This window comes from Kineococcus sp. AC630, from assembly GCF_979255925.1.
This window is the reverse complement of record NZ_CEEDMJ010000017.1, coordinates 77,900-101,364: the sequence shown is the minus strand read 5'-3', so window position 1 is coordinate 101,364 and position 23,465 is coordinate 77,900. Positions and strand designations below refer to the sequence as shown.

The 23,465-nt window shown below is 72.0% G+C and carries 26 protein-coding genes; 11 read left to right on the top strand and 15 right to left on the bottom strand.

What is annotated here, in order from left to right:
* Positions 1-4 precede the first annotated feature (4 nt).
* From AC0I8G_RS18220 to AC0I8G_RS18190, 7 genes are all read left to right on the top strand, one after another.
* Positions 5-631 (top strand): hypothetical protein, encoded by a 627-nt coding sequence (locus tag AC0I8G_RS18220; protein ID WP_471731200.1) that lies wholly within the window; start codon positions 5-7, stop codon positions 629-631.
* Positions 632-696: 65 nt separating this feature from the next.
* Positions 697-915: a ribbon-helix-helix domain-containing protein gene (locus tag AC0I8G_RS18215; protein WP_471731199.1), complete on the top strand. Its 219-nt coding sequence runs from the start codon at positions 697-699 to the stop codon at positions 913-915.
* Positions 912-1,262, top strand: a complete 351-nt coding sequence (locus AC0I8G_RS18210) for a type II toxin-antitoxin system PemK/MazF family toxin (protein WP_471731238.1) — start codon at positions 912-914, stop codon at positions 1,260-1,262. The genes AC0I8G_RS18215 and AC0I8G_RS18210 overlap by 4 nt, the downstream gene beginning before the upstream one ends.
* 89 nt (positions 1,263-1,351) lie before the next feature.
* Positions 1,352-1,975, top strand: a complete 624-nt coding sequence (locus tag AC0I8G_RS18205) for a hypothetical protein (protein ID WP_471731198.1) — start codon at positions 1,352-1,354, stop codon at positions 1,973-1,975.
* Positions 1,976-2,380: 405 nt separating this feature from the next.
* On the top strand, positions 2,381-2,596 hold the full coding sequence (locus AC0I8G_RS18200) for a hypothetical protein (protein WP_471731197.1): 216 nt from the start codon (positions 2,381-2,383) through the stop codon (positions 2,594-2,596).
* 675 nt (positions 2,597-3,271) lie between these two features.
* Positions 3,272-3,904: a hypothetical protein gene (locus tag AC0I8G_RS18195; protein WP_471731196.1), complete on the top strand. Its 633-nt coding sequence runs from the start codon at positions 3,272-3,274 to the stop codon at positions 3,902-3,904.
* Positions 3,905-4,080: 176 nt separating this feature from the next.
* Entirely contained in the window at positions 4,081-4,374 is a 294-nt protein-coding gene (locus AC0I8G_RS18190) for a hypothetical protein (RefSeq protein ID WP_471731195.1), read from the top strand.
* Between the two features lie 205 nt (positions 4,375-4,579).
* On the opposite strand, the gene AC0I8G_RS18185 is transcribed toward AC0I8G_RS18190, so the two are convergent.
* Complete coding sequence (locus tag AC0I8G_RS18185) at positions 4,580-5,260, bottom strand: LGFP repeat-containing protein (RefSeq protein ID WP_471731194.1); 681 nt, start codon at positions 5,258-5,260, stop codon at positions 4,580-4,582.
* Positions 5,261-5,684: 424 nt separating this feature from the next.
* The gene (locus AC0I8G_RS18180; protein ID WP_471731193.1) at positions 5,685-6,593 is read right to left on the bottom strand and encodes a CARDB domain-containing protein; all 909 of its coding nucleotides are present in this window, start codon (positions 6,591-6,593) and stop codon (positions 5,685-5,687) included.
* Positions 6,594-6,957: 364 nt separating this feature from the next.
* Between AC0I8G_RS18180 and AC0I8G_RS18175 the strand changes: the two genes are divergently transcribed.
* Positions 6,958-7,476 carry a GNAT family N-acetyltransferase gene (locus AC0I8G_RS18175; RefSeq protein WP_471731192.1) on the top strand — a complete coding sequence of 173 codons (519 nt, stop codon included), beginning with the start codon at positions 6,958-6,960 and terminating at the stop codon, positions 7,474-7,476.
* Positions 7,477-7,775: 299 nt separating this feature from the next.
* On the opposite strand, the gene AC0I8G_RS18170 is transcribed toward AC0I8G_RS18175, so the two are convergent.
* A complete protein-coding gene (locus AC0I8G_RS18170) occupies positions 7,776-8,303 on the bottom strand; it encodes a MarR family winged helix-turn-helix transcriptional regulator (protein WP_471731191.1) in 528 nt (175 codons plus the stop codon).
* A gap of 78 nt (positions 8,304-8,381) precedes the next feature.
* On the opposite strand from AC0I8G_RS18170, the gene AC0I8G_RS18165 reads away from it, so the two are divergent.
* Together AC0I8G_RS18165 and AC0I8G_RS18160 are read left to right on the top strand one after the other, a co-directional pair.
* The gene (locus tag AC0I8G_RS18165) at positions 8,382-9,671 is read left to right on the top strand and encodes an FAD-dependent monooxygenase (RefSeq protein ID WP_471731190.1); all 1,290 of its coding nucleotides are present in this window, start codon (positions 8,382-8,384) and stop codon (positions 9,669-9,671) included.
* 320 nt (positions 9,672-9,991) lie between these two features.
* Entirely contained in the window at positions 9,992-11,074 is a 1,083-nt protein-coding gene (locus AC0I8G_RS18160; RefSeq protein WP_471731189.1) for a DUF475 domain-containing protein, read from the top strand.
* On the opposite strand, the gene AC0I8G_RS18155 is transcribed toward AC0I8G_RS18160, so the two are convergent.
* Complete coding sequence (locus AC0I8G_RS18155) at positions 11,031-11,555, bottom strand: VIT1/CCC1 transporter family protein (RefSeq protein WP_471731188.1); 525 nt, start codon at positions 11,553-11,555, stop codon at positions 11,031-11,033. The genes AC0I8G_RS18160 and AC0I8G_RS18155 overlap by 44 nt on opposite strands.
* Positions 11,556-11,572: 17 nt before the next feature.
* Here AC0I8G_RS18155 and AC0I8G_RS18150 point away from each other — a divergent pair, with 17 nt between their 5' ends.
* Entirely contained in the window at positions 11,573-12,112 is a 540-nt protein-coding gene (locus tag AC0I8G_RS18150; protein WP_471731187.1) for a GyrI-like domain-containing protein, read from the top strand.
* 319 nt (positions 12,113-12,431) lie between these two features.
* On the opposite strand, the gene AC0I8G_RS18145 is transcribed toward AC0I8G_RS18150, so the two are convergent.
* From AC0I8G_RS18145 to AC0I8G_RS18095, 11 genes are all read right to left on the bottom strand, one after another.
* The gene (locus tag AC0I8G_RS18145) at positions 12,432-13,361 is read right to left on the bottom strand and encodes an aldo/keto reductase (protein WP_471731237.1); all 930 of its coding nucleotides are present in this window, start codon (positions 13,359-13,361) and stop codon (positions 12,432-12,434) included.
* 109 nt (positions 13,362-13,470) lie between these two features.
* Complete coding sequence (locus tag AC0I8G_RS18140; RefSeq protein ID WP_471731186.1) at positions 13,471-14,733, bottom strand: flavin monoamine oxidase family protein; 1,263 nt, start codon at positions 14,731-14,733, stop codon at positions 13,471-13,473.
* 11 nt (positions 14,734-14,744) lie between these two features.
* Complete coding sequence (locus AC0I8G_RS18135; protein ID WP_471731185.1) at positions 14,745-15,926, bottom strand: aminotransferase class V-fold PLP-dependent enzyme; 1,182 nt, start codon at positions 15,924-15,926, stop codon at positions 14,745-14,747.
* A complete protein-coding gene (locus AC0I8G_RS18130) occupies positions 15,902-16,414 on the bottom strand; it encodes a hypothetical protein (RefSeq protein ID WP_471731184.1) in 513 nt (170 codons plus the stop codon). The genes AC0I8G_RS18135 and AC0I8G_RS18130 overlap by 25 nt, the downstream gene beginning before the upstream one ends.
* Before the next feature lie 53 nt (positions 16,415-16,467).
* The gene (locus AC0I8G_RS18125; RefSeq protein ID WP_471731183.1) at positions 16,468-17,310 is read right to left on the bottom strand and encodes a class II fructose-bisphosphate aldolase; all 843 of its coding nucleotides are present in this window, start codon (positions 17,308-17,310) and stop codon (positions 16,468-16,470) included.
* Entirely contained in the window at positions 17,307-18,215 is a 909-nt protein-coding gene (locus tag AC0I8G_RS18120) for a 1-phosphofructokinase family hexose kinase (RefSeq protein ID WP_471731182.1), read from the bottom strand. Before AC0I8G_RS18120 ends, AC0I8G_RS18125 begins: the two co-directional genes overlap by 4 nt.
* Positions 18,212-19,159: an N-acetylglucosamine kinase gene (locus tag AC0I8G_RS18115; protein ID WP_471731181.1), complete on the bottom strand. Its 948-nt coding sequence runs from the start codon at positions 19,157-19,159 to the stop codon at positions 18,212-18,214. Before AC0I8G_RS18115 ends, AC0I8G_RS18120 begins: the two co-directional genes overlap by 4 nt.
* A complete protein-coding gene (locus tag AC0I8G_RS18110; RefSeq protein ID WP_471731180.1) occupies positions 19,156-20,292 on the bottom strand; it encodes an SIS domain-containing protein in 1,137 nt (378 codons plus the stop codon). The genes AC0I8G_RS18115 and AC0I8G_RS18110 overlap by 4 nt, the downstream gene beginning before the upstream one ends.
* Before the next feature lie 55 nt (positions 20,293-20,347).
* On the bottom strand, positions 20,348-21,211 hold the full coding sequence (locus tag AC0I8G_RS18105) for a carbohydrate ABC transporter permease (protein ID WP_471731236.1): 864 nt from the start codon (positions 21,209-21,211) through the stop codon (positions 20,348-20,350).
* A gap of 5 nt (positions 21,212-21,216) precedes the next feature.
* On the bottom strand, positions 21,217-22,155 hold the full coding sequence (locus AC0I8G_RS18100) for a carbohydrate ABC transporter permease (protein ID WP_471731179.1): 939 nt from the start codon (positions 22,153-22,155) through the stop codon (positions 21,217-21,219).
* Between the two features lie 9 nt (positions 22,156-22,164).
* On the bottom strand, positions 22,165-23,457 hold the full coding sequence (locus AC0I8G_RS18095; RefSeq protein ID WP_471731178.1) for an extracellular solute-binding protein: 1,293 nt from the start codon (positions 23,455-23,457) through the stop codon (positions 22,165-22,167).
* Positions 23,458-23,465: the final 8 nt, after the last annotated feature.

The window sequence follows — 23,465 nt, the reverse complement described above, 5'->3', positions numbered from 1 at the left end:
GGTCATGAGCGAAGCGGTAGGGGTGGACTTCGGGACCCTGGACGCGCTGCCGCTGCCGCCTGGGCTGCAGGTCCTGCTGCAGTCCTTCCGCCCCGGCCGCGCGCACACTCCCTCCTATCCCGGCTCGCTGGCGCAGCTGTACCACCGTCACGAACGCGAACAGACGCAGCAGGTTCTGGGTTTTCCGCTGCCGAGGCTGTCCGCGTTGCTCGAAGCCGGGCAGGTGGAACTGGTAGCCACCGCAGGTGTCGCAGAGGTGGTCGCACCAGGTGCGCGGGGCGGGAGTGGTCCGGTCACGGTGCTGTACCTGCCGGACGAGGAAGTGCTGCAGTCGTCCCTTGAGGAAGCACAGGAGCGTGGGCTGAGCACGGTGGAAGTGGACTACGGGGTGCCCTGGCCGGAGACGCGGCCGGAGACGCTGCGTTCACCGGGCAGCGGAGACGCCACGATGATCGATGTGCGCGGGCAGCATGTGGGGGTCCAGCACGCGCGGAGAGGACGGACCCGCTTGGCCTGGCAGCAACGGTTGGGCGAGGTCGAGTGCAACGTCGCGGTGCATCTGCCGCACCCGCCTGTGCCGGCGGTCGAGCTTTTGGTGCGGTGCGACATCCCGAGCGCGTCACACCCGTGACTTCACCCGCAGCGCGGGATGACCGGATGGTGGCATCACCGGTACTACCCGGGTAGCATCGCTGCGTGAAGCTCAGCATCAGCCTCTCCGAAGCCGACGTCGCCGCCCTCGACGAACACGTCCGCGCGGCCGGTCTGCCGTCTCGATCCGCCGCGGTCCAGCGGGCCGTCCGGGCACTGACCCACCAGCAGTTGGAGCAGGACTACGCCGCCGCGTGGAAGGACTGGGACGACTCCGGGGACCGTGAGGTGTGGGAAGGCGCCGGTACCGACGGACTGCGCTGATGCGCCGCGGGGAGGTTCGCCTCGTCGATTTCGACCCGGTCCAGGGCAGCGAGGCGAACAAGCGCCGACCGGCGGTCGTGGTCAGCAACGACCGGGCCAACGCGGTCGCCGAGCGTTTGGGGCGAGGAGTGGTCACCGTGGTCCCGGTGACCAGCAACACGGCCAGGGTGTTTCCCTTCCAGGTGTTGCTCGCGGCAGAGGACACCGGACTGCACCTCGACTCCAAGGCTCAAGCCGAGCAGGTCCGCGCTGTGTCAGTCGATCGCCTGGGGCCGGCGCTGGGGCGGTTGCCGTTCGAGGCGTTGGACGCCCTCGACGACGCCTTGCGGCTGCACCTGGATCTCTGAGGCTGGCGACGAAGACGACCTCCATCACGGGATGACCGTGAACATGGCGGGCGTTGTGCAGCGCTCACCCCGACGGCAAGACTGCCCGGATGCCTCTCCCCACGAGCGTGGCCTCCGCCTTGGCCGCACTCGTTCCCCACGACGCGCTGAGCAACGCCTTCGGAGGAGGCAGCCGGAACCCAGGCAGCTTGTCCTGGCACCACGAACTCATCAACGAACCAGAAGCGGCGACGCTGCTGGGCGCTGCGGTGCCCACCCTGCCCATCCTGCGGGCGCCTGAGGTGGTGGAACGCATCTCCGTCCATCGGGGCCTACCCACCGAGTCGCTGCAGTCTCAGCTCGCCGCGGGGTTCCTGCTGCTGCACGTGCGCGTCACCTACCTTCCCGGGGAGCAGGCGTGGGAGCGGGCGCTCACGTGGCCGGTGCTGCGCCGGGGTGGCTCGGTCCTGGACATCCGCGAACAGGACCCCGATCCGCAGCGGCGCCGGCCCTGGCCGCAGCGGGTAGCCAGTAGCCGTGACGCCGGCAGTGGGGACTACACCGTGGTCACGGTGGAGGGGGTGGAGGTGGGGGTTCAGGTCGATACCTCTGGTGTGGTCCACCTGTCGTGGCTGGTCTCGCGTGGGGATCGGGTGCTGCTGGTGGGGTTGCTGACGCGTCGGGGTCCGCGGGCTGCGGTGGAGCTGGTCGCTGACGGTGGGTTGCTGGGCTGAGGGGTGATCGGGACCCGTCCGGATTGCGGGGATGTGCGGGTGTTCTTCGCGCTCGCTCTGCATCCGGTCATCGTCAAAGGCGTGACGTCGCCAGCCGACGGCGGGCGGCCGGACAGCGGGATGACCGTGAATTCGACTGAGGGTGTCCACGCGCAGCCGGCGATGTCGGAGCGGTCGTCTCTCGCCTCTGCACTCGCACGCGACGGTGTCCCACCTCAAGCGCGAGGCGGCAGCGGGCGACGCCCGATGACCACGGATCGCACGGGCTCAGGCCATGACCCCTCCAAGGAGGGACAGCCTTGCCCTGGCCCGGTCGGGCGGGGAGCCCTAACGTGATCACGCCCAGGAAATTTCGGGCCGGTGTGCCTGGGTAGCGGCCCGCACCCGTTGAGCATTGGAGACGCCATGCCCAGTGAACCCTCGATCGAGACCCAGCAGACCCCGCAGACCGCGCGGAGGACGCAGCGGGGGGTGGCGCTGGTCACCTTCGTGGTGGTGATGGCTGTGCTCACAGTCGTCTTCGGGATGCTCTTCGACAGCTATCTGCTGGGGATCGGCCCTGCGTTGATCATGGCGGGTGCGATCACGGGTGGCGGGGTGTTCGCCCGCCGGCGCCGCTAGGTAGGGCGACACCTCTCCGTTTCGGTTCGCTCGTCTTCCTGCACCCGCTTCGCGGGGATGTGCGGGTGATCTTCGCGCTCGACCTGCCCCCGAACATCGGCAAGAGCGCGACATCACCGACCGACGACGATCACCCGTATCGCGGGATGACCGTGACGTCGGTGCAGCGGGGCGACCCCCGTCGTGGGGGAAGACGTGGGTGCGCCGATCTGGTCGCCCGGGTGACCAGATCGGTTCACCCACGGGTGACCTCATGTGGTGACAGCGGTGGGTGCGACGGTCAGGGCTGAACGCCCGAACATCGGCATGTGCGGAAGATCGCTGGGCACGGTCGAGGGCTTCGACGTTCCGGTACTCGCGGGCTGGGGCATGGTTTCTGCGGGTGGTCACCTCCGGCTGGTGCTGAACGCAGGGCGGTGCGGGGGTGCACGCCCAGGTTCTGCCGGTGCAGGAATCGGCGGTGGGAGAACGTGCGCCGTGCGATGTGGTGACCGAGGCGGTTCTCGCTGGCAGGATCGTGCTGTGCCTCGTCGGTGGACGGTGTCCTGTGCGCGGCGGCTGGCCCGCGCCGGTGCACGGCCTGGTCCGCGATCTGGTCTGCGCCGACGTCGCGGGCGGGGCCGGGGGTTGGGGCGTGAGGTGGGTCGGCGGGCGCTGATCTTCACGATCGCCGCGGTGATCGCCTTCCCGGTCGCACTGGGGGGTTTGTTCTTCAGGGCACCGGGGCAGGAGCGGGTGCGAGCATCGCATCCGCCTGGCGTAGTGGTTCACGACTGTGAGGTCACTGAGGTCAGCGTGGTGCAACTCAGTGCCCGGCTGAGCCAGGTGCCGGCTGGGTCATCGCCGCAGTCGTCGACCACAGTGGTGACAGGACTGGCGGATGTGGTGCTCACAGCGCGGATCGCGGACGCGGACGCGGCTCTGCAGGTGGGGCCGCAGGTGGCGGTGCTGCTGCGTCCGTGTGAGGCGGCGGCGATCGGGGTGGGCCTTTCGGTGCCGCGCGGCGTTGGGGATGTGGACGGGAGCAGGCACGACCCGTCGGCCGCTGCGGGATTGGTGGTGCAGGGCCTGTCACGGCGGGTGCACGCTGGAGAGGCCAGTTTGTACCTCAGTGACCCCTCGCAGGTGCGGTGCCGGGACGGTGGTGTGTGCGGGACGTGGACGGGCTGGTGCCTGACGCTGGAGTCGGCCGGTTCTGGGCAGGTGAGTTTCTCGGTGCCAGTGCGGTGGGGCGCGCGAAGTCGTGACCTGACTGGTCCGGGTGGTTGGGGTGTCCTCGACGTGACCGTCTGGGTCAAGGGAGGGTGAGCACCGGTACGGGCGCCGGGGCTTCTGTCGGTGCCGTCGAGCCTGTGCAGGCGCACCTCCTCGCGGCATGAACCGCGACGTCGACATCACGGAACGATCATGGGGTCGCCAACCAAGATCGTGGTGGTTCCTTCGTTCCCTGCTCCGTGACGTGTAGTCGTTGCCATGATCTGGGCATGGCTGGTCTCAGCGCAGATCACCCGTGGTCCGATGCCGACGCGGGGAGGTTCTCCGAGGTGGAGCGGCGGGTCGCGCTGCTGCAGATGTCGGCCTCCATGACCCTTGGCCTAGCGGTGGTGGTCGCCTTCATCGGGGCACTTCTGTTGTCCCGAGCTGAGACGACGGTCGATACCTCGATCTGGCCCGGGGTGGTGACCTCGGCACTGGGTTTGGTGTTGGTCGTCTGGGCGGGTTTCTCGGCCACTGCCTACTGGGCATGCACAGCGTTGTCGGGATCGGAGTCGGAGTGAGTCAGGGCGCAGGTCTCGCCCGTAGTGAGTGTTCAGTGACGGAGTTGCAGGATGACCGTGACGTCACGTGCAGCGAGGGATGACCGTGACGTCGAGTGCGGAGCAGGACTGCCGTCGCTACGACGTAGCGGTAGGGCGGACCCACCGGACCTCGCGCACGCCGTTCTCGCTCTTGCTTCGCCCGTCGGGGCAGACCCATGCGCTGCTAGCCTGCGCCCAGCACCCCGAGCTGGCAGTAGCGGTGGCTGAGTCCGGCGTAGTCGCACTCCGGTGGGTAGTCGTCGAACCCCCGCAGGTCGCCCTCACCGGAGGCGAGGGCGACCGCATTCAGCACCGCGCCACTGATCGTCTCGCGGCCGGTGTTGGTGACCGTGAACTGCGACACGACCGCCTCCCCGGCACGCACCTCGGGACTGACACTCAGGTCCACCCGCAGTGGTGGCGCGATGACCCCCGTGCTCGGACTCCAGAGCAACGTCCCGCCTTGGAAGTCCTGCGCCACCTCACCGCTGAGCCCAGCTTCCTCGGTGATGGGGCGCTCCTCGCTGAGGGGGTAGCCCAGCCAGGAGCGCTCCCAGCCCTGACTGGCGTAGTAGGTGAAGAAGTCGCCGTGCACTGCGTGGGCGCCGGTGGTGGGGCTCCAGTAGATCGGGGCGCGCTCGAAGTGGTCGAAGGTCCCCGCCTTGGTGGGGGTGGGAAGTTCGTCGGTCAGTGGTGCACCGGGTTGGAAGGCGCCCAGGTCGGCGCGCAGGTGCAGCCACTCCTGTTCGATCGCCCCGTGCACATCGCGGGGGCCCTGCGGTCCTGGGTAGGTCGTGGCGTGCGCAGTTCCCGTTCCGCACGCGAACGCAGCAGCGGCCGCCACCGCTGCCAGGGTTGTGGTCACTGCCGTGCGCGGTGTTGTCGTCTGCATGTCGTCACTCCTTCAACCCGCTCGTTCGTCATCACCGTCCGGGTTTCTCACCCCGTCGATCTGGAGCGGCCGGGTCGATCTGGGGCGGAGAACCTGCACGAGGCGGCCAGCGAGAGAACACACGAGCCCTCCCTGCCCGGTTGAGGTGGGACACGAGCGGGAGCCACCGCCCCGGGCATCCCTTGCGGCGGGGTTCGGCGTCTCAGGAGCACATCGCCTCAACCGCCGCTCCTGCTGACCGCGAGGGGTGCCGCCCGCTCGTGCGTCCCGTCCAGCGGGGTGCATCGCGCCGCCGTCCGCTCATCGTGCGAGTGGACGGCGACGACGTCACGACACTGCCCGGATGCGCTGCTCCGAACGGACTGAGTTGCTGGTGGGCCGGTGTCCCCGTGCCGGCTCAGATCGCCAGGATCGTGTCCAACGGTTTCGTCACCTGCGCCAGTTTCGGCCCCGACGTTCCCAGTTCCCCGGGCCAGCGCGTCACCGTCACCGAGCCGGCGTGGAAACCCGTCCATCCCGGCGTGGTGCCGGCGGCGCAGCCCAGCACCCAGGGGTACTGGATCTGGTTGGCGTAGATCATCCGGGAGAAGTCGACGTCGACCTGCTGCCGCGTCACGCCCGCTGCGACCGAGCTCATCCCGTCGAAGAACTTGCCGCCGTAGTTCGGCACGTCGCGACCGACGGTGGAGGTCGTCACGAACCGTTCGCCGCCCTCCGTCAAGGACCCGTCAGCGGCGAAGCAACCGGCGTAGGCGTCGCCGGTGACGCTCGTCGTCAACAGCGTGGGACCGGGCGACTTCGCCATCTGCACCAGGAAACCCCCGGCGGGGGTCTGCACGCTCAACCCCGCCGCGACGTCGAAGGTGACGCTCCGGGTGTTGTTGTCCTCCCGGGCCTCCTTGATGCGGGCTGCGTCGTCGACGAAGGCCCGCAGGGTGTGTCGGCCGGCGGTGGCCTGCCAGGTGGGGGAGGCGGTCGGTCCGCTGTTGGCGGTGACCTTGACCGATTGCCCAGGCTGGATGGCGGAGGTCGTGGTGTCGGACCACGTCTGCAGCTTGCCGTCGACGGCGAAGGCCACTCCGTTGATGACACCTTCCGGGGTCGGGGACTTGCCCTTGTTCGTGATGGTCGCGGTGAAGCGGACCTGCTGTCCCGCCACCGCCTGCACCGGAGCCCACTGGGTGGAGGTGACGACCAGGTCGGGTCCGGTGGTCGCGGCATCAGCGGTCGCGGGGAGGGCCACGGCGGCCACGAACGCGGCCCTCACCACCACCGCCGCCACCGCCGCCTTCTTCCTCGTCCTCACCTGCACCGCCGCGGTGCGGTGGGTGACGCGGTCGCGTCCTCGTCCGTGTCCTCGCCGAGACGGTTCCGGCGGTGTGACGGCAGGCTGGAACTGGTCGTTCACGTGGTGTCCCCCACCGGTTCTCGGATCCCGCAAGCGCGTGACCACGGGACGAGGTAGCCCCGGTCCGCTCCCGGTGAGTGATCTTCGCGGAATCGACCCGTGACGACAGTTCAGCGGCGGAGCCCACACCGCGCGCAGGTTCTCCGGGCAACACCAGGCCCTTCGGACGGCAGCAGGACCGCAACGTCACGATGCTGCTGTGGATCGCCGCGTCTCGCGGGACGACCGTGCGTTCGTGGCGGTGACTTCGTAGGCTGGGCCGGTGCCTGAGCTGACGACGGAGCGGTTGGTGCTGCGCACCTTCACCGCGGAGGACTTCGAGGCGGTGCACGCCTACGCCGCTGATCCGGAGGTGTGCCGTCACGTGTCCTGGGGGCCGAACACCGTGGAGCAGACCCGCGCCTTCCTGGAGGAGATGGTCACCGCCGGCGGACTGGAGGACCGGTCCTCCTTCACCTGGGCGGTCACGGTCGCCGGCGCCGTCGTGGGTGCGTGTTCGGTGACGGTGAGCAGCGCCGAACACCGCCGTGGCGAGATGGGGTACGCCTTGGCGCGGACGGCGTGGGGTCACGGGTACGCCACCGAGGCGGCGGCCGTGGTGCTGGAGTTCGCGCAGACGAGGCTGGGTCTGGCGCGGGTGGAGGCGACGTGCCGGCCGGGCAACGCGGCCTCAGCCGGTGTGCTGCGCAAGATCGGCATGCAGCAGGAGGCGCTGATGCGCAGCCACCTGCTCATCCGCGGGCGGCGCGAGGACAGTCTGCTGTTCGCTGCAGTCAGCTGAGACGCCAGGAACCCCTCGTCCTCGAGGGGAAGCCGGGCCGGTCGGCGTCGAGGTGACCATGGTGCTGCAGAACCCCTGAGGCGTCGGTCCAGTCGATGAGGACGCGTTCCTCGTCGCCGGCGACGAGGAAGCCAGGACGACTGGGCTGCACCAGCGGAGGTGGAGGTTGCGGGGCCACTCCTGCAGGCGGGGGGTGGGCGCGGGGGGTCGGTGTGTGGTTCACCGGTGATCTCCTTGCCGTCCCGGTCCGGTCGGGCAGCGCGCGCACCGCGGGACGACCGGCGGACCGGGCTCGCACCTCAGGAACTGCGGCGTTCGCCGACGCCTGAGCCGGCTGAGCGCAGCCGCTCGTTGTGAGTCTCGGTCGCCGCGACCACTCCGGTCAGGAGACGTTCCACCTGCTCCAGGGCGACGTCGTCGTAGTCGTCCAGCACGTCGTCCAGCGCGTGGCCGGTGCGTTCGAAGAAGGCGGTGGTCGCAGCACGGGCGGCAGGGGTCAGGCGGAGTCGGATGATCCGGCGGTCGGTGTCCTCCCGGTTGCGGACCACCATCCCCGCGTCCTCGAGGCGGTTGAGCAAGCTGGCGGTGGCACCGGAGGTGAGCCCGATGCGCTCCGCCAACCGCGCCGGCGTCAAGGGCGTCCCACCGGCCTCTGCCCACAGCACCTCCGCCACGGCCACCGCGTCGCTGCCGTGGACCCCGAGCGCCCGCGCCAGGTGACGGGTCAGCTCGATGTGGGTGTCGGTGTAGGCGCGCAGCAACTGCAGCACCCGCGCACGTCGCCCCGGCGCGAACAGGGTGTCCGCCCGGTCGTTCGCGCGTGCCATGTCCCCGAGGTTACTCCGCCGTGCAGTACCTTGAGCGTGAAGGTACTTGATGGTCAAGCAATCGAGGAGATGATGGCGATGGGAACGGACGTCCAGACCCGAGTGCTGGTGACCGGAGGCAGCATCGCCGGGCCCGCGGTGGCCCACGAGCTGTGGCGGTCCGGCTTCACGCCGACCCTGCTGGAACGAGCACCACGACCCCGCACCGCCGGCCAGAACGTCGACGTTCGCGGTCCGGCGCGGGAGGTGCTGCGCCGGACGGGGTTGTACGAGGCGGTGGCCGCCGCGGGGACCAGAGAGGTCGGCACGCGGTTCCTGCGACCCGACGGCTCGGCCTACGCCTCCTTCCCCGTCCGCGATCACCCCCACCGCCCCGGGGTCGACCGCGCCGGGGACGGGCCCACCGCGGAACTGGAGATCCTGCGCGGCCGGCTCTCGCAGCTGCTGCTGGGAGCCACCGGCGGGGACGTCGAACACCGCTACGGCGAACACCTCGTCCACGTCGAGCACGACGCTCCCGGCGGGGGCGTCGACGTCGTCACCTCCCGTGGATCACGGGAGCACTACGACCTGCTCGTCGTCGCGGAAGGCAAACGCTCGGCGACCCGCGACCTCGTCTTCACCGACGGCGGGCGCAGCGAGGTCACCTGCACCGACCGGGGCCAGTACGTCGGCTACGGCAGGATCGAACCCAGCGGCGACGACGACCAGTGGTGGCGGTGGCTGACGGCTCCCGGTGGTCGCATCGTCTCCCTGCGCCCCGACGACGTCGGGACCACGCGCGCGACGCTGGCCTTCACGGCACCACCGATGGGCCTCCACCGCCTCGGTGTCGAGGCTCAGCTCACGGTGCTGCGCGAGCGGTTCGCCGACGTGGGCTGGCAGACGCAGCGCGTCCTCGACGGGTTCGCCGCCGCTCCGGAGGAGTTCTACCTCGAACGTGCCGAGCAGGTGCGCGCTCCGCGCTGGTCGCGCGGGCGGGTGGTCCTGCTCGGGGACACCGCGTGGGGCGGGCCGACAGGCATGGGGACCAGCCTGGCCCTGCTGGCCGCTCACGTGCTGGCCGGCGAGCTGGCGCTCGAGCGTGACCGGGCACTGTCCCGGGGAGCTTCGGTGGAGCCCGAACGAGCTCTCGCCGCCTACGAGCAGCGGCTCCGCTCCTACGTGGACGAGACCCAGCGGGTGAGGCCGGGGATCCCGGCACTGGCCTGCCCGAAGAGCCACTGGGGTCTGGCTCTCCTGCACGGGGCCCACCGCCTGGCCGCCACCCCCTTGCTGCGCGGAGCGGCCGAACGCGCCCTGCTCGCCTCCACCTCGGACACCGTCGAACTACCGGACTACCGATCAGCGACCAGCCGGGCATCGTGACGTCCGTGACCGTGGAGCGGGGGCAGAGGCGGGACGAGTCACCACCGAGGCGGCTGGAAGCACCACCGGTGTCCTGCGCCCCGACACGGCCGCAGCCAGGAAGGGCGTGCATCGTTCGAACACCTGTGCGAACATGGTCTCGGGTCGGCCGGACGGTGTGGGGAAGCTCCGCTCGGCCGACCCACCCTGTGGAGCGCCGGGTCACCCTCCCTCCGCCGGATCTTCACCCTCCGACGGCACCCGTGCACTCGCGGATCCGCACCCGGGCGTGCGACGGTTGAACCGTCCGAGACCCCGCCCCGCGAGATCCCGGGAGACCCGTGAGCTCCACCCTGAGCACGACCACCCCCCTGCGCCGGCGCGACGTCATCGGCCTACCCGTGGCCCTCGCGCTCCTCGGCGGAGCCGCCGCCTGGGTCCTCGAGGGACCCCACGCCGCCGCGGCCCTCGTGACGCTCGCCGCGTACGAGGTCGCCCTCAGCGTCGACAACGCGGTACCGATGGCCGGGGTCGCCGGCCGGCTGCACCCGAGGATGCGTCAGGTGTTCCTGACCGCCGGGCTGTTCGTCGGCGTCGTCGTCATGCGGTTGTTCGTCCCCCCGGTGGCGGTGGCGACGGCCGGGGGCGAGGACGTGGCGGAGACGACGACGGCGATGGTCGCAGACCCGTCGCACTACGCCGCCGACCTCGCCGGTGTCCGTCCGGGGCTCGCCGCCTTCGGCGGGGTGTTCCTGTGGATGGTGTTCACCGAGTACCTGTTCAACTGCGAACGCAAGGACCGGCCGTTGTGGATCGCGCCGCTGGAGCGGCCGTTCTTCCGCCTGGCCCGGCCGCGACTCGTGCAGTTCTGCACCGCGGCCGTCCTGGCCGGCGGCGCGATCGCCTGGGCCCCGACGGGGAACCGCACGACGGTGGCCGTCGCCGGCGCTCTCGGGATCGCCGGGTACGCCCTGGTGAAGGCCGGGGCGCGGCACGTGTGGACGCACGCGGCGGCCGTCGTCGTCGAGCGCGCGCTCGCGGTGTTCCTGCTGCTGGAGATCCTGGACGGGACGTACTCCTTCAGCGACACCGGAGCGGGGCTCCCGGCCTGGGAGCGGCTCGTGATCGCCGTCGTCGGGGTCAGCATCGGGGCGGTGTTCCTCGTGCGGCTGACGCGTCGCCTCGACTCCGGGGAGGCGCTGAAGCGCTACGAGCACCTCCCCGCCGGAGCCGCCTACGTGCTGGGCGTCCTCGGTGTGCTGCTGTGGGTCTCGCTGGTCGCGCCCATCCCGGGACTGCTCGCCGGCTGGTTCGGCGCGGTCGTCATCGGGACCTCGCTGCTCACCTCGCTGGTCCACAACCGGCGCCGCGGTCGCACGGTCAGTGGGTCAGCAGTGCCTTCGCCACGGCGACCCCGGCGCTGACCGCTGCGAGGACGATCCCGCCCCACAGCGCCGTGGCGGAGGGGTCGCGACCGCTGAGTCGCTCGGTCACCACCCCCGTGATCGCCAACCGCAGCACGACGAAGGCGATGCCGATCCACAGCGCCAGCTGGGCCGGGAGGATCTCGAGGGTCCCCAGCAGCACCAGGAGGACGGGGATCACCCCCGACGTCGCGATCGGGGTGGCGTCCCGCAGCTCCTCCGCGAGCTCCTCCCGGGGCCTGCCCGGGAGGTGGTCGGGGCGGACGCGTTCGGAGACGAGGTCCGCGGCGATGTGGGCGATGAACGTCGCGACCGCGGTCGCGGCGACGGCGATCGCCGCGTGCCCGGTCTCGACGGCACGGGAGTCCACGGCGACGAGCGCCCCGAGCACCGTGATGTTGCCGTAGACGAACGCCGAGGTGCGGTGCCGGGCGCGGACGACGTCGAGCCCACCGTCGCGACGGTGCCGGAAGCTGGCCATCGCGGCAGCCTAGGGCGATGAGTCCGCGGCCCCCGACGAGTCCCTCCACCGTGCACACCACGCTGACCCACGACCCTGTCGTCGTCGATCGCCCGGCGCAGCCCTACCTCGGGACCCGCCGCCCGGTGACCATGGCGACCATCCCTGAGATCGCCGACCGCCTCGGCGATCTCGTCGCGGCGGTCCTGGCCGCGGGGCGGGTGACCGCCGGGGCCCCGTTCCTGCGCTACCTGGTGATCGACATGGACGCGACCCTGCTCGTCGAGGCCGGGGTACCCCTCGACGAACCCCTCGGGGTGCAGGCCGGTGACGTCTACGACGGCGAACTCCCGGCCGGTCGCTTCGTCACCGTCACCCACGTCGGCCACCCCGACACCCTCGTCGGTGCCACGGGGGACCTGTTGCGCTGGGCCGACTCCCAGGATCTCACGTTCGACCGCCGACCGGGCCCGGACGGGGACGTGTGGGGGTGCCGGCTGGAGAACTACCTGACGAACCCCGCCCAGGAACCGGACACGGGCCGTTGGGAGACCGAGCTCGCCTTCCGGTTGGCCTGAGTCGAGGGTTCCGCGTGCGGTGGCGGTGACCACCGGCGGGCCGCAACGACGAGCGCCACCACAGCGGACGCGGTGGTGGCGGACGGACGACGTGGCTCGCTGCAGGCGACGGACGGGCCGCCGGCGACCCCTCCCCCGCAGGCGCGGCGTCTGGTGGTCAGCCCCCCGACCACCAGACGCGACACCGCGTTTCCCCCCTGAGACCAGACGTCGCTCGCAGGCCCCCCGGCCTCCGAGCCCCGCTCCCCCCGGACTCAGGGGCCTTATCGGCGTCACCCGTTCGGGCGTTACAGATCTGCCGGAGAAGTTTCCGGGCGCTTCACCAGCGGTCGTGCACGTGCTCGGCGACGAGGTCGCGGTAGACCTCCTGGACGGCGTCGAGCTGGGCGGCGGTGGGCGCCGCGACGTCGGCCGCCGCGGCGTTCGCGCGGGCCTGCTCGGGGTTGCGCGCACCGGGGATGACGACGCTGACCCCGGGCTGCTCGACGATCCAGCGCAGCGTGAAGGCGGCGAGGGGGACGTCCCCGGCGACCCCGGCCAGCCGCTTGGCCGCCTGGACCCCGGCCCCGAGCGGGACCCCGGCGAAGGTCTCCCCGACGTCGAAGGCCTCGCCGTTCCGGTTGAAGGTGCGGTGGTCGTCGGCGGCGAAGGTCGAGTTCTCGTCGATCTTGCCCGTCAGCAGGCCCGAAGCCAGCGGCACCCGGACGACGACGCCCACGCCGGCCTCGGCCGCGGCGGGCAGGAACTCGGCGACGGGCTTGAGCCGCAACGGGTTGAGGATGATCTGCACGCTCGCCACGTTGGGGCGGGCGACCGCGTCGAGACCCTCGGCGACGGTCTCGACGGAGACGCCGTAGGCGCGGGTGCGGCCCTCGGCCACGAGGGTGTCCAGCGCCTCGTAGACCGCGTCGGTCGTGAGGACGGGCGGCGGCGGGCAGTGCAGCTGGACGAGGTCGAGGGTGTCGACACCGAGGTTCTCGCGACTGCGGTCGTTCCAGGCCCGGAAGGCGTCCAGCGTGTAGGCGGAGGCGTCGTGCGGGTCGGCCCGCCGGCCCATCTTCGTGGCGACGAACACGCCCTCGGGTGCCGTCGGCAGGAAGCGGCCGAGCAGCTTCTCGCTGCGACCGTCCCCGTAGACGTCGGCGGTGTCGAAGAAGGTCACGCCGGCGTCCGCCGCGGCCTGCAGCGTCTCCAGCGCCGCGTCCTCGGCGACGTCGCCCCAGCTCCCGCCGATCTGCCAGCAACCCATCCCGATCGCCCCGACCCTGCGGCCGGTCCTGCCCAACACCCTGGTCAATCCCATCGTCTGCACAGCGTGAGACTACGAGCGGAGGACGCCGAGCACTCCCTGGAACGGCTCAGGGGCCGAGGGCTGCGGTGACCACGCCCAGGGCTGCTCGCGCGACGTCGTCGTCCTCCCCCGCCCACAGCTCCTCGACCCACGGCCCCGCGAACAACCCGACGAGGGTGGGCCGCCCGTCCGCCTCCGTGGCGTCGAGCCACTCGCTGACGGACCCGGCCCCCGGCCCGTGGACGCGGTAGTAGCCGGCCGCGTGCTCGGGCCAGAAGCGCCGGTCGAGGCGCAGCACCACCTTCTCCACCCGTCCGGTGGGCAACCGCGCCAGCGCGTCCCGGTGCCCGCCCGGCAACGGGGGGACGAACTCGACGGCGTCGGCCGCGAGCACCGCGAACGGCACCGTGACGATCACCGCGTCGGCGTGCACCTCGCCGTCGTGCACCCCTTCGTCGGCGCCGGCCACCAGCACCCCGTCGTCGCGGACCTCCACCCGGCGCACCGGCCGCCGCAGCCGGACGTCGACCCCGTCGGCGAGGTGGTCGAGCAGGCGGCGGTAGCTGCCGACGATCCACCGGTCCCCTTCGCCGACGCCGGCCTCGAACCCGTGCCGCGCGCTGAGGGAGGACAGCGGAACCCCGGTGTCCATGACGACCTCGGCGTCCACGAACCGGCGGACGACCTCCCCGGTCCACGGTCGCGGGTCCCGCAACCACCCCTCGACGACCTGCCCGATCGAGGTCCCCGGCGCCGCGGTGGCGAGCCGCTCCCGGAGTCCGCGCGCCAGGCCCTCCGGACGGGGCACCCCGCCCGTGGGTGACCCGAGGACGAGCGGATCGGTGAAGTCGGTCGCCACGGTCCGCAACCCCAGCGCCTCGGCCGTGCGCGCCAGGACGTTCTCGTCGAACTGCTGCAACCAGTTGGCCCCCAGGTCGAAGGTGGACCCGCCGACCTCCACCCCGACGGCCCGGCCCCCGACGCGGTCGCGCGCCTCCCACACCTGCACGTCCACACCGTGTCCGCGGAGTTCCTGCGCCGCGGCGAGACCGGCGATCCCGGCGCCCACCACGACGACCCGCCGGTGTCCGAGCGCCGCGGCCCACTCCCCCGCCTGCACGCCCTGTTCGTGGGCGCCGTGGGTCATCCCGGCCCGGGTGGGGTGGGTCCCCTCGCCCGCGATCCGCAGCCGCGTCCCGACGGGAGAACCCACGGTGGTCCGGTCCGCGGGCGTCCCGTCCACGCCGATGAGGCTCCACGCACCGCGGGACCACTCGTCCTCCCCCCACCGGGAGACCGCGGAGGCGAGCAACTGCACGGGTTCCGGCACGGAACGGGAAGCTACGCCGCGCGGGACCACGCGACCAGCGCGGGGACGCAGCGGCGCGCGAAGTCGTCGTAGTCGTCGGGGGTGTTGTAGGCGTGGGCCGAGAGCCGGACGAAACCCTGGTCGCCGAACGCGGTGAACGCGGCCTCGACCCCCAGTTCGGCCAGTGCGCGGTCCCGCACGGCGTTGCCGCCACCCTCCCCCAGCCCCAGCCGGCCGGGCAGCCTCACCAGCCGCAGCGGACCGGCCGGCATCCCGACCTCGACGTGGTGGTCCTCCCCCGTCAGCGCCGAGAACGCGTCGGCGACGACGTCCACGCCGTACCGGGCCAGTTCGGCGACCTGCACCCGGAGCGCGGCCCAGCCGATCTCCGACTCGACGGCGTCGAGGGCGTCGGGGGCCGCGAGCCAGCTCGTGAAGTCGAGGGTCCCCTGCTGGTCGAAGCTGGCGGGGAACTCCTGCTCGGCTCCCCAGGAGTCGATGAGCGGGTTGAGTTCCCGGCGGAGGTCATCGCGGGCGACGAGGACGCCGGAACCCCGCGGGGCGCACCCGAACTTGTGCAGGTTCCCGACCCAGAAGTCGCAGTCGACGCCCGCGAGGGGTTCGGCCAGTTGCAGCGGGACGTGCGCGCCGTCGACGAGGACAGGGATCCCGCGTTCGTGGGCGGCGGCGCTGATGAGGTCGACGGGCAGGAACCGCGCCGTCGGGGAGGTGATGTGGTCGAGGACGACGAGGGCGGTCCGTTCGGACAGTTCCGCGACGACGGCCGCGGCGGCCTCCTCCGGCCCCGCACCCAACGGGACGTGCGCGGTGCGGATCCGTCCGCCCCAGCGCCGGACGAGCCGACGCGCGCCCATCGTCACCGCGCCGTACCCGTGGTCGGTGACGACGACCTCGCACCCCGGCCGCACCGGGAGCGAGCTGAAGACCACGCTCGCCCCGGCGCTGGCGTTCGGCACGAACGCGAGGTCGTCGGCGGACACCCCGAGGTAGGGGGCCACGCGTTCCCGGGCCGCCGCGATGCGTTCCGGCACACCGACGAAGAACCGGACCGGCGCGCCCTCCATCTCCGCGCGGTAGGCCGCCTGCCGTTCCAGGGCGAGCGTCGGGACCGCGCCGAAGGAACCGTGGTTGAGATGGCGGAGGGTCGGGTCGAGGGAGAACGCGAGGGTCACCCCGGCAGTGAACCAGTCCACCGCCGCACCACGAGGACGGCCCCGCCGAGGAACGCCGCGGCCGCCAGGCCGGACGGCAACCCCGCCCGGAGCCCTTCGAGGAGCCACCCGTGGTGCAGGGAGTCCACCGGCAGCCCGAGGACGGAACGGTCGCGTGGATCGACGGCGACGTCGATGCGCTGGCCCTTCGCGGTGACGGGGGTCGGGCTCCAGGTCGCGTCGACGAAGAACTGCTCACCCTGGACCGGCGTGCGTCCGTCGGGGGCTTGCACCCCGTAGGAGGTCATGCTGCCGTCCGGACGGGTCAGGCCCTCCTCGACGACCAGGCCGGTGAACCGGGTCCCGTTCTCCCGCAACCAGTGCATTTCGTGCACCTGGCCCGCGACCCCGGCGAGGCGCCAGCCGCACCACACCGCCAGCAGGATCCCGCAGAGGGCCAGGACCCAGGCCGCGGCCACGCGCGCGTCGACGTTCCGAGAGGTGGACACCGACGTGTCCAGGGTCGTCATGGCGTGACGCTAGCGGAGGACCAGCGTGCGCCACCCGGTTTCCCTGGAGGTCGTCACGCGGTCCCCGCGAGCAACCGCAGCAGGCGCTCGGTCTCGTCCTCCAGCGCGGTGCGGCCCGCGGCGACGTACTTCCGCGGGTCGGTGAGGTCGGGCCGGTCGGTCAGCACGGCCCGCACGGCCCGGGTGAACACCCCGTTGAGGTGCGTCGAGATGTTGACCTTCGTCATGCCGACCTCGACGGCGGCGCGGAGTTCCTCGTCGGACAACCCCGACGAGCCGTGCAGGACCAGGGGGACGGGGACGCTCGCGGCGAGCCGGGCGATGAGGTCGCGGTCGACGCGGGCGACGCGGGTCTGCATCGCGTGCGACGTCCCCACGGCCACCGCGAGGGCGTCGACCCCCGTGGCGGCGACGAACTCGGCGGCCTCGTCGGGGTCGGTGCGCGCACCCGGGGCGTGGACGCCGTCCTTGCCGCCGACCTCGCCGAGTTCGGCCTCCAGCGCGATCCCCGCGGCGTGGGCCTCCTCGGCCAGGGCCCGGGTCGCGGCGACGTTCTCCGCGTAGGGCAGTTTCGACCCGTCGTACATGATCGAGTCGACGCCGAGGTCGATGCCGCGCCGGGCCAGCTCCGGGTCCTCCACGTGGTCCAGGTGCACCAGGACCTCGACGTCGACGGCGCGGGCGATCGCCTGGGTGGCGACGGTGAGGGGTTCCAGACCACCGTGGTACCTGATGCAGTTCTCGCTGATCTGCAGCACGACCGGCAGACCGGCGCGCGCGGCTCCGGCGGCCATGGCCTCGGCGTGCTCGAGCAGGACGACGTTGAAGGCCCCGACCCCGCGACCTGCCGCACGGGCGGCGCCGAGGAGTTCCACGAAGGGGGGACGAGTGCTCATGCGGGACTCCCGGTGGTGTCGAGGAAACGGGCGGCGGCGGCCCGGTCGATCTCACCGGCGACCGGGCGCAGGACGGCGGCGGCGCCGAACGCCGCGGCCCGGCGCAGGGCGTCGGGCAGCGGGGAACCGCCGGTGAGGGCGAGGACGAGACCGGCCGTCGCGGCGTCCCCGGCGCCGGTGGCGTTCCCGCTGACGCCCGGGACGGCGGGAACCTCGCACACCCCGTCGCGGGTGTGGGCGGCGATCCCGTGGACCCCGCGGGAGACCACCACCGCACCGGCCCCCCGGGCCAGCAGGTCCGCGGCGCCCTCGGCCTCGGAACCGGCACCGGTCGCGCCGAGGAGTTCCTCGACGTTGGGCTTGCAGACGGAGGCCGCGGCGTCGGCGGCCGCCAGCAGGGCCGGACCGGACAGGTCGGCGACGGTCAGGACCCCGGCGTCGCGGGCCGTGCGCACCCAGTCGCCGACCAGGCCGGGGTCGCTGCCGAGCGGGAGCGACCCCGCGACGACGAAGGCCGACGCCCCGCGGAACGCCCCGGCGAGGACGTCCCGCACGGCGGCCCACTCCGCGGGGGTCACCGCGGGGCCGGGTTCGCCGAACATCGTCGGGTGGGCCACGTCGTCGACGACGGTCACCGTCGTGCGGGTCTCACCGGCCAGGGGAACGGCCGCGGGTTCCAGCCCCAGGTCGCGCAGCGCCTCCTGCACCCACGTCCCGGCCGTCCCGCCCAGGGGCAGCACGCACCGGGTGGGAACCCCCTCGGCGTCCAGGACGCGGGCCACGTTGACGCCCTTGCCCCCGGGACGTCGGGAGACCCCCAGCACCCGCTGGGTGGTTCCGACCCGTTGCCGCTCGACGCGGTACGTCACGTCGAGCGCCGGGTTGGGGGTGAGGACGACGATCACGCGACCACCCCGCGGGCCCGTGCCGCCCGGACGGCGTAGAGGGCACCACCGAGTTCCGGACCGTGCTGCGGTGTCACGAGCTCGATCCGGAAGGGGCTGCGGCGCAACGCCTCCTCGAACTCCGACCGCACCACAGGGGCGTTGAACAGGCCCCCGGACCAGGACACCGCCACCTCGTCCTGCGGGCCGTGGCCCAGGGCGGTCGCCGTCGTCGTCACCAGGGCGGCCAGTTCCGCGGCCGCGGCGCGCACGATCCCCAGGGCCCGGGCGTCGCCCGCGGCGGCCGTGGCGGTGACGACGCGGGCGAGGCCCGCGATCCGGCTGCGGTCCCCCTGCCAGCGGTCCACGACGACACCGATGACGTCGAGGTCGTCCACGACCTCGAGGGCCTCCCGGACCGCGCCGTGCAACGCCGTCCGGGGTTCACGGCCGTCGGCCATGCGGGAGAACGCGTTCAGTCCCTGGACGGCCACCCAGTACGCGGACCCCTCGTCGCCGAAGAGTTCGCTCCAGCCGCCGGCCCGGTGGGCGCGGTCACCGCGTTCGCCGTAGGCCACCGAGCCGGTACCGGCGACGACGTTGATGCCGTCCCGGCCGGCGAGGGAACCCGCCCAGCCGCTGAGCATGTCGTTGCCGCAGCGGTAGCGGTCGTGCCCCAGGACGCGGGCGGGCATCGCGTCCAGGTGGGCGACGTCGGCGCTGGCCTCGCCGTAGCCGGGGATGGCCAGGAACGCGAAGGTGAGGTCCTCGACGTGGATCCCGGCCGCCTCGACGACGGCGCCGACCCCGGCGCGCAGGACCTGCTCGACGAGGTCGATCCCGCTCTCGCTCCCGAAGTAGTAGCTGGAGGGTTGCCGGTCCTCCGCGACCACCGTCCCGTTCCCGTCGAGCAGGACGAAGGCGGTCTTCGTCCCGCCCCCGTCCATGCCGAGGAAGTACGTCACGGCTGCTCGCTCCGGCCCGGGAGGTCGTGGATCGAGACCCCCTGGACGACCCGGTTGACGGTGCCGCCCGGGAAGGGGTTGTCGGGGGTGCAGCCGCGCCGGACCGACGCGCCCAGCGCGAGCAGCTGGGCGAAGGCGACGAGGGCGACGCTGCGCAACCCGTCGTCGAGACCGTCGAGCTGCGGGAGGGCGAGGTCCAGCGCAGAACCGTCCGCCCCGCCGACGTGCACGACCTGCGCGGGGCGGTCACGACGGAGTTCGGTGACGATGTCGGCGTCGTAGTGGGCGGTGTAGGGGTCGGCGGAGGCGTACACGACGACGAGGGTGCGGTCGTCGACCACCGACTTCGGGCCGTGGCGGAACCCGAGCGGGGAGTCGTGGAAACCCGCGACTCCCCCCGCCGTCAGTTCGAGCAGCTTCAGCGCGGACTCCTGGGCGAGGCCCTGCAGCGGGCCGGAGCCGAGGTACACGACGCGTTCGGGGTCGGCGTCCAGCAGGGCCTCGACCTGCCCGCTCCGTTCGATCAGCGACGACGCGGCGGCGCTCAGGGCCTCGACGTGTCGGGCCTGGTCGGGCCGGAACACCAGGAGCGCGGCGAGCAGCATCGTGGAGAAGCTCGACGTCATGGCGAAGCCGGTGTCGTTGGTCTGTTCCGGCATCACCAGCACGAACGAGTTCGCCGCACCGCGGTGCTCCCGGGCCAGGGCCCCCTCGGCGTCGCAGGTGATGACGAGGTGGTGCGCCCGCGGGGCGAGGTCGTCCACGATCCGGGTCGCCGCGACGCTCTCGGGGCTGTTCCCGGACCGCGCGAAGGACACCAGCAGGACGGAGCCGCCCTCCGCCAGCAGGCCGAAGGGGTCGGCGACGAGGTCGGTCGTGGCGAGGGCGTCGACCCGGCGGCCCAGGTGGCGGCGCAGCGACGCGCTCGCGATGTCACCGGCGAAGGCGGAGGTCCCCGCGCCGGTGAGGACGATGCGCAGGTCGTCCTGCGCCAGGACCGGGGCGAGGAAGTCGTCCAGCGCGTCCCGGTGCCCGGCGAGCAGGGTGACCAGGTCGCGCCACGCGCCCGGCTGCTGCCGGATCTCGTGGTGGGTCGCGGACCCGCTCGTGGGAGCGGCGACGTCGGTGTTCACGGGAGGTACCTCCGGTCGGTGGTGCGGGTGGTGGTCGCTTCGGTGCGCACGGGGCTCAGCCTTTCAGCCCGGCCGAGGCCATGGTCGCGACGAACTGCCGCTGGGCCAGGAGGAAGAGCAGCATGAGCGGGAGGGTGGCGACGACGTTGCCGGCCATGAGCAGCGACCAGTCGGTCCGGCGGGCGCCCTGGAAGTTCGTCAGCCCCAGCTGCAGCGTGAAGTTGTGCTCGTCGTTGATGGCCACCAGGGGCCACACGAGGTCGTTCCACGAGCCGAGCAGGGTGAAGATCGCCAACGTCGCCAGGGCCGGCCGGGCGAGCGGCAGCACGATCCGGAAGAACACCTGCAGGCGGGAGCACCCGTCGATCCTGCCCGCCTCCTCCAGCTCGGTCGGCAGCGACAGGAAGAACTGGCGCATGAGGAAGATGCCGAACGCCGAGGCCAGCCAGGGGACGATCGCGGCCCCGAGGTGGTCGACGAGGCCGAGCCGGGCGAACATGACGTAGGTCGGGATCATGAGCAGCTGCGAGGGGACCATGATGGTCGCGAGGATCGCCAGGAACCCGAACGTCCGGCCCGGGAAGCGCAGCCGGGCGAACCCGTAGCCGGCCAGCGAGCAGAGCACCAGGTGCGAGACGATCGCCGACGCGGACACGACGGCCGTGTTCAGCAGCCACCGCAGGATCGAGGAGTCGGCGAACAACCGGGTGTACCCGCTGAGGGTGAAGTGCGTCGGGACGAAGGCGGGCGGGAACTTGTTGATCTCCGAGGCCGGCTCCAGGGACGTGAGGAACATCTCGAGGAACGGCAGCAGGAAGAGGAACGAGACCGGCACCAGCAGCAGGTGCCACGGACTGAACGGCAACCCGCGACGGCGCGGCGCGGTCGAGGTGCGGGAGACGGTCGGGGTCGGGGTCACGGTCGTCACGGGTTCCTCCCGGCGCGGCGCTGGCTGATGGTGACGACGATCGTCACGACCAGGGTGGCGAAGAACAACGCGTAGGCGACGGCCGATCCGTAGCCGAACTGCAACCGCTGGAACGCGAGGTGCCAGACGTAGTAGACGATCGTCTGGGTGGCGTCGAGCGGCCCGCCGCGCGTGGTGGCGTAGACGAGGTCGAACAGCTGGACGGCCTCCAGGGTCTGGTAGACCGCGACGAACGACGTCACCGCCCCCAGCTGCGGCCATACGACCCGCCAGAAGACCTGCCGCGAGTTCGCCCCGTCCATCCGGGCGGCCTCGATGGTGTCACCGGGGATGTCCTGCAGCGCCGCGAGGTAGATGACCGTGGTGAAGGCGGCCTGTCCCCACAGCGACATGATGGTGATGACCACCATGGCCTGGTTGGCGTCCTCCAGCCAACCCTGCTGGGGCAGGTGCAGGACGCGCAGCACGTTGTTGACCAGCCCGAACTGCGGGCTGAAGAGGTAGGTCGTGAGGATGCCCGTCGCGGCGGCGGAGGCGACGAACGGCACGAACACCGCGGTGCGGTACAGGCCGATGAACCGGATCCGGCGGTTCAGCGCGACGGCCAGGAACAGTCCCAGCAGCACCGACGCCGGCACGAACAGCACCGTGTAGAGCGCGGTGTGCAGCGCGGCGCTGCCGAGCGCCGGGTCGACGACGAGGTCCCGGTAGTTCTGGGTCCCCACCCCCCTCGGCGGGCTGAACCCGTCCCACGTCCGGAAGGACAGCACGAGAGCCCAGATCCCCGGGAAGAGGGTGAGCCCCCCGACCACGATCAGGGCCGGGGCGACGAAACCCCAACCGGCCAGCGCCTCCCCCACGGCACGGCGGGGCCGGGAGGCACCCGTTCCCGAAGTACCCCGGCGCTGCGGCTTGCGCATCTCAACGGTCGTCACGTCACGTCCTCAGCTCTGGCGCAGTGCCTTGTCGGCAGCGGTGGCGGCGTCGGCGAGGGCGCCCTGCGGCGACCCCTCGCCCTGCAGCACGTGGGCGGTGGCGCTCCCGACGGCCTCGGAGAGGCCGTTGTAGCCGGGGACGGTCGGGCGGGGCTTCTTCGCGTTCGCGGCGTTGGCCTGCATCACGTCGAGCCCGGGGAGTTCGGCGGAGGCGGTCAGGAACGCCTCGCTGGTGGCCTCGCTGGCCCGCAGCGGGAGGTTGCCGAGAGCCACGTTGAACTGCTCGTCCTGCTCGGCCGAGGTCAGCCACTCGGTGAACTGCGTCGCCCAGTGGGCGCGGTTGACGTCGTGGTTGTCGAACAACGTCCACAGGTCGGGGCCGGAGACCGTCTGGTGGTCGCCGTCCGTCCCCGGGAGCTGCACGACGCCGTAGGAGGTCCCCGCCGTCTTCAGCGCCGACAGTTCCCAGGGTCCGGAGGTGATCATGGCGATGCGGTCGCTCTCGAACAGCTGGGCGAACTTGGTGTCCGTCTGGTCGAGGTAGACGCTCCGGTCGTCGACGGCCATGCCCCGCAGGAAGGTGAGGGCGTCGACGCCGGCCCGGGAGTCGAAGGCCGCCTCCTGCCCGGTGGGGTCCAGGATGTCGCCGCCGTTCTGCCACAGGTGCGGCCACAACTGCCACGTCGTCTCCTCGCTGCCCGAGACGGAGTACCCGTACCCGTAGACGTGGTCGTCGGGATTCGTGAGCTGCTCCGCCGCGGCCCGGAAGTCCTGCCAGGTCCAGTCGGGCGTGGGGTACGCGACGCCGGCCCGGTCGAAGAGGGTCTTGTTGTAGAGGAGGGCGATGTTGTCGACGACGGCGGGGAACCCGATGGTGCGGTGGCCGGTCGGCTGCGCCGTCGCCCGCGCCGCCGCGGTGAAGTCCTCCCAGTCCACCCCCGGTCCCTGCACCGCGGAGGTGATGTCGAGGGTCCGGTTCGAGCGTTCCAGCTGGCTCGACCACGACCCGAACGTGTAGGAGATGTCCGGGGAGTCGTTGCCCGCAAACGAGGCGGCGAGCTTCTGCAGCAGTTCCTCGGTGGAGGAGGCTCCGGGCGTGACGTCGATGCTGACGTTGGGGTGCTGCTGCTCGAACTCCGCGGCGAGGCGTTCCAGCGCCTGCTCGGCCTCGTCGCTCTGCCCCGACCACATCGTCAGGTGCACCTGGGCGGAGGGGTCGAGCGTGGTGACGGGTTTCGTCCCGCACCCCGTCGCGACGAGCGCGACGAGGGTGAGGGCGGCGGCGAGTCGTGGGACGTGCACCAGGAACT

What these genes read in the sequence shown, in the direction of transcription:
- AC0I8G_RS18220 (WP_471731200.1), top strand. Translation starts at nt 5, where the DNA reads ATGAGCGAAGCGGTAGGGGTGGACTTCGGGACCCTGGACGCGCTGCCG.
- AC0I8G_RS18205 (WP_471731198.1), top strand. Translation starts at nt 1,352, where the DNA reads ATGCCTCTCCCCACGAGCGTGGCCTCCGCCTTGGCCGCACTCGTTCCC.
- AC0I8G_RS18200 (WP_471731197.1), top strand. Translation starts at nt 2,381, where the DNA reads ATGCCCAGTGAACCCTCGATCGAGACCCAGCAGACCCCGCAGACCGCG.
- AC0I8G_RS18190 (WP_471731195.1), top strand. Translation starts at nt 4,081, where the DNA reads ATGGCTGGTCTCAGCGCAGATCACCCGTGGTCCGATGCCGACGCGGGG.
- AC0I8G_RS18170 (WP_471731191.1), bottom strand. Translation starts at nt 8,303, where the DNA reads ATGGCACGCGCGAACGACCGGGCGGACACCCTGTTCGCGCCGGGGCGA.
- AC0I8G_RS18165 (WP_471731190.1), top strand. Translation starts at nt 8,382, where the DNA reads ATGGGAACGGACGTCCAGACCCGAGTGCTGGTGACCGGAGGCAGCATC.
- AC0I8G_RS18155 (WP_471731188.1), bottom strand. Translation starts at nt 11,555, where the DNA reads ATGGCCAGCTTCCGGCACCGTCGCGACGGTGGGCTCGACGTCGTCCGC.
- AC0I8G_RS18150 (WP_471731187.1), top strand. Translation starts at nt 11,573, where the DNA reads ATGAGTCCGCGGCCCCCGACGAGTCCCTCCACCGTGCACACCACGCTG.
- AC0I8G_RS18145 (WP_471731237.1), bottom strand. Translation starts at nt 13,361, where the DNA reads ATGGGTTGCTGGCAGATCGGCGGGAGCTGGGGCGACGTCGCCGAGGAC.
- AC0I8G_RS18130 (WP_471731184.1), bottom strand. Translation starts at nt 16,414, where the DNA reads ATGACGACCCTGGACACGTCGGTGTCCACCTCTCGGAACGTCGACGCG.
- AC0I8G_RS18125 (WP_471731183.1), bottom strand. Translation starts at nt 17,310, where the DNA reads ATGAGCACTCGTCCCCCCTTCGTGGAACTCCTCGGCGCCGCCCGTGCG.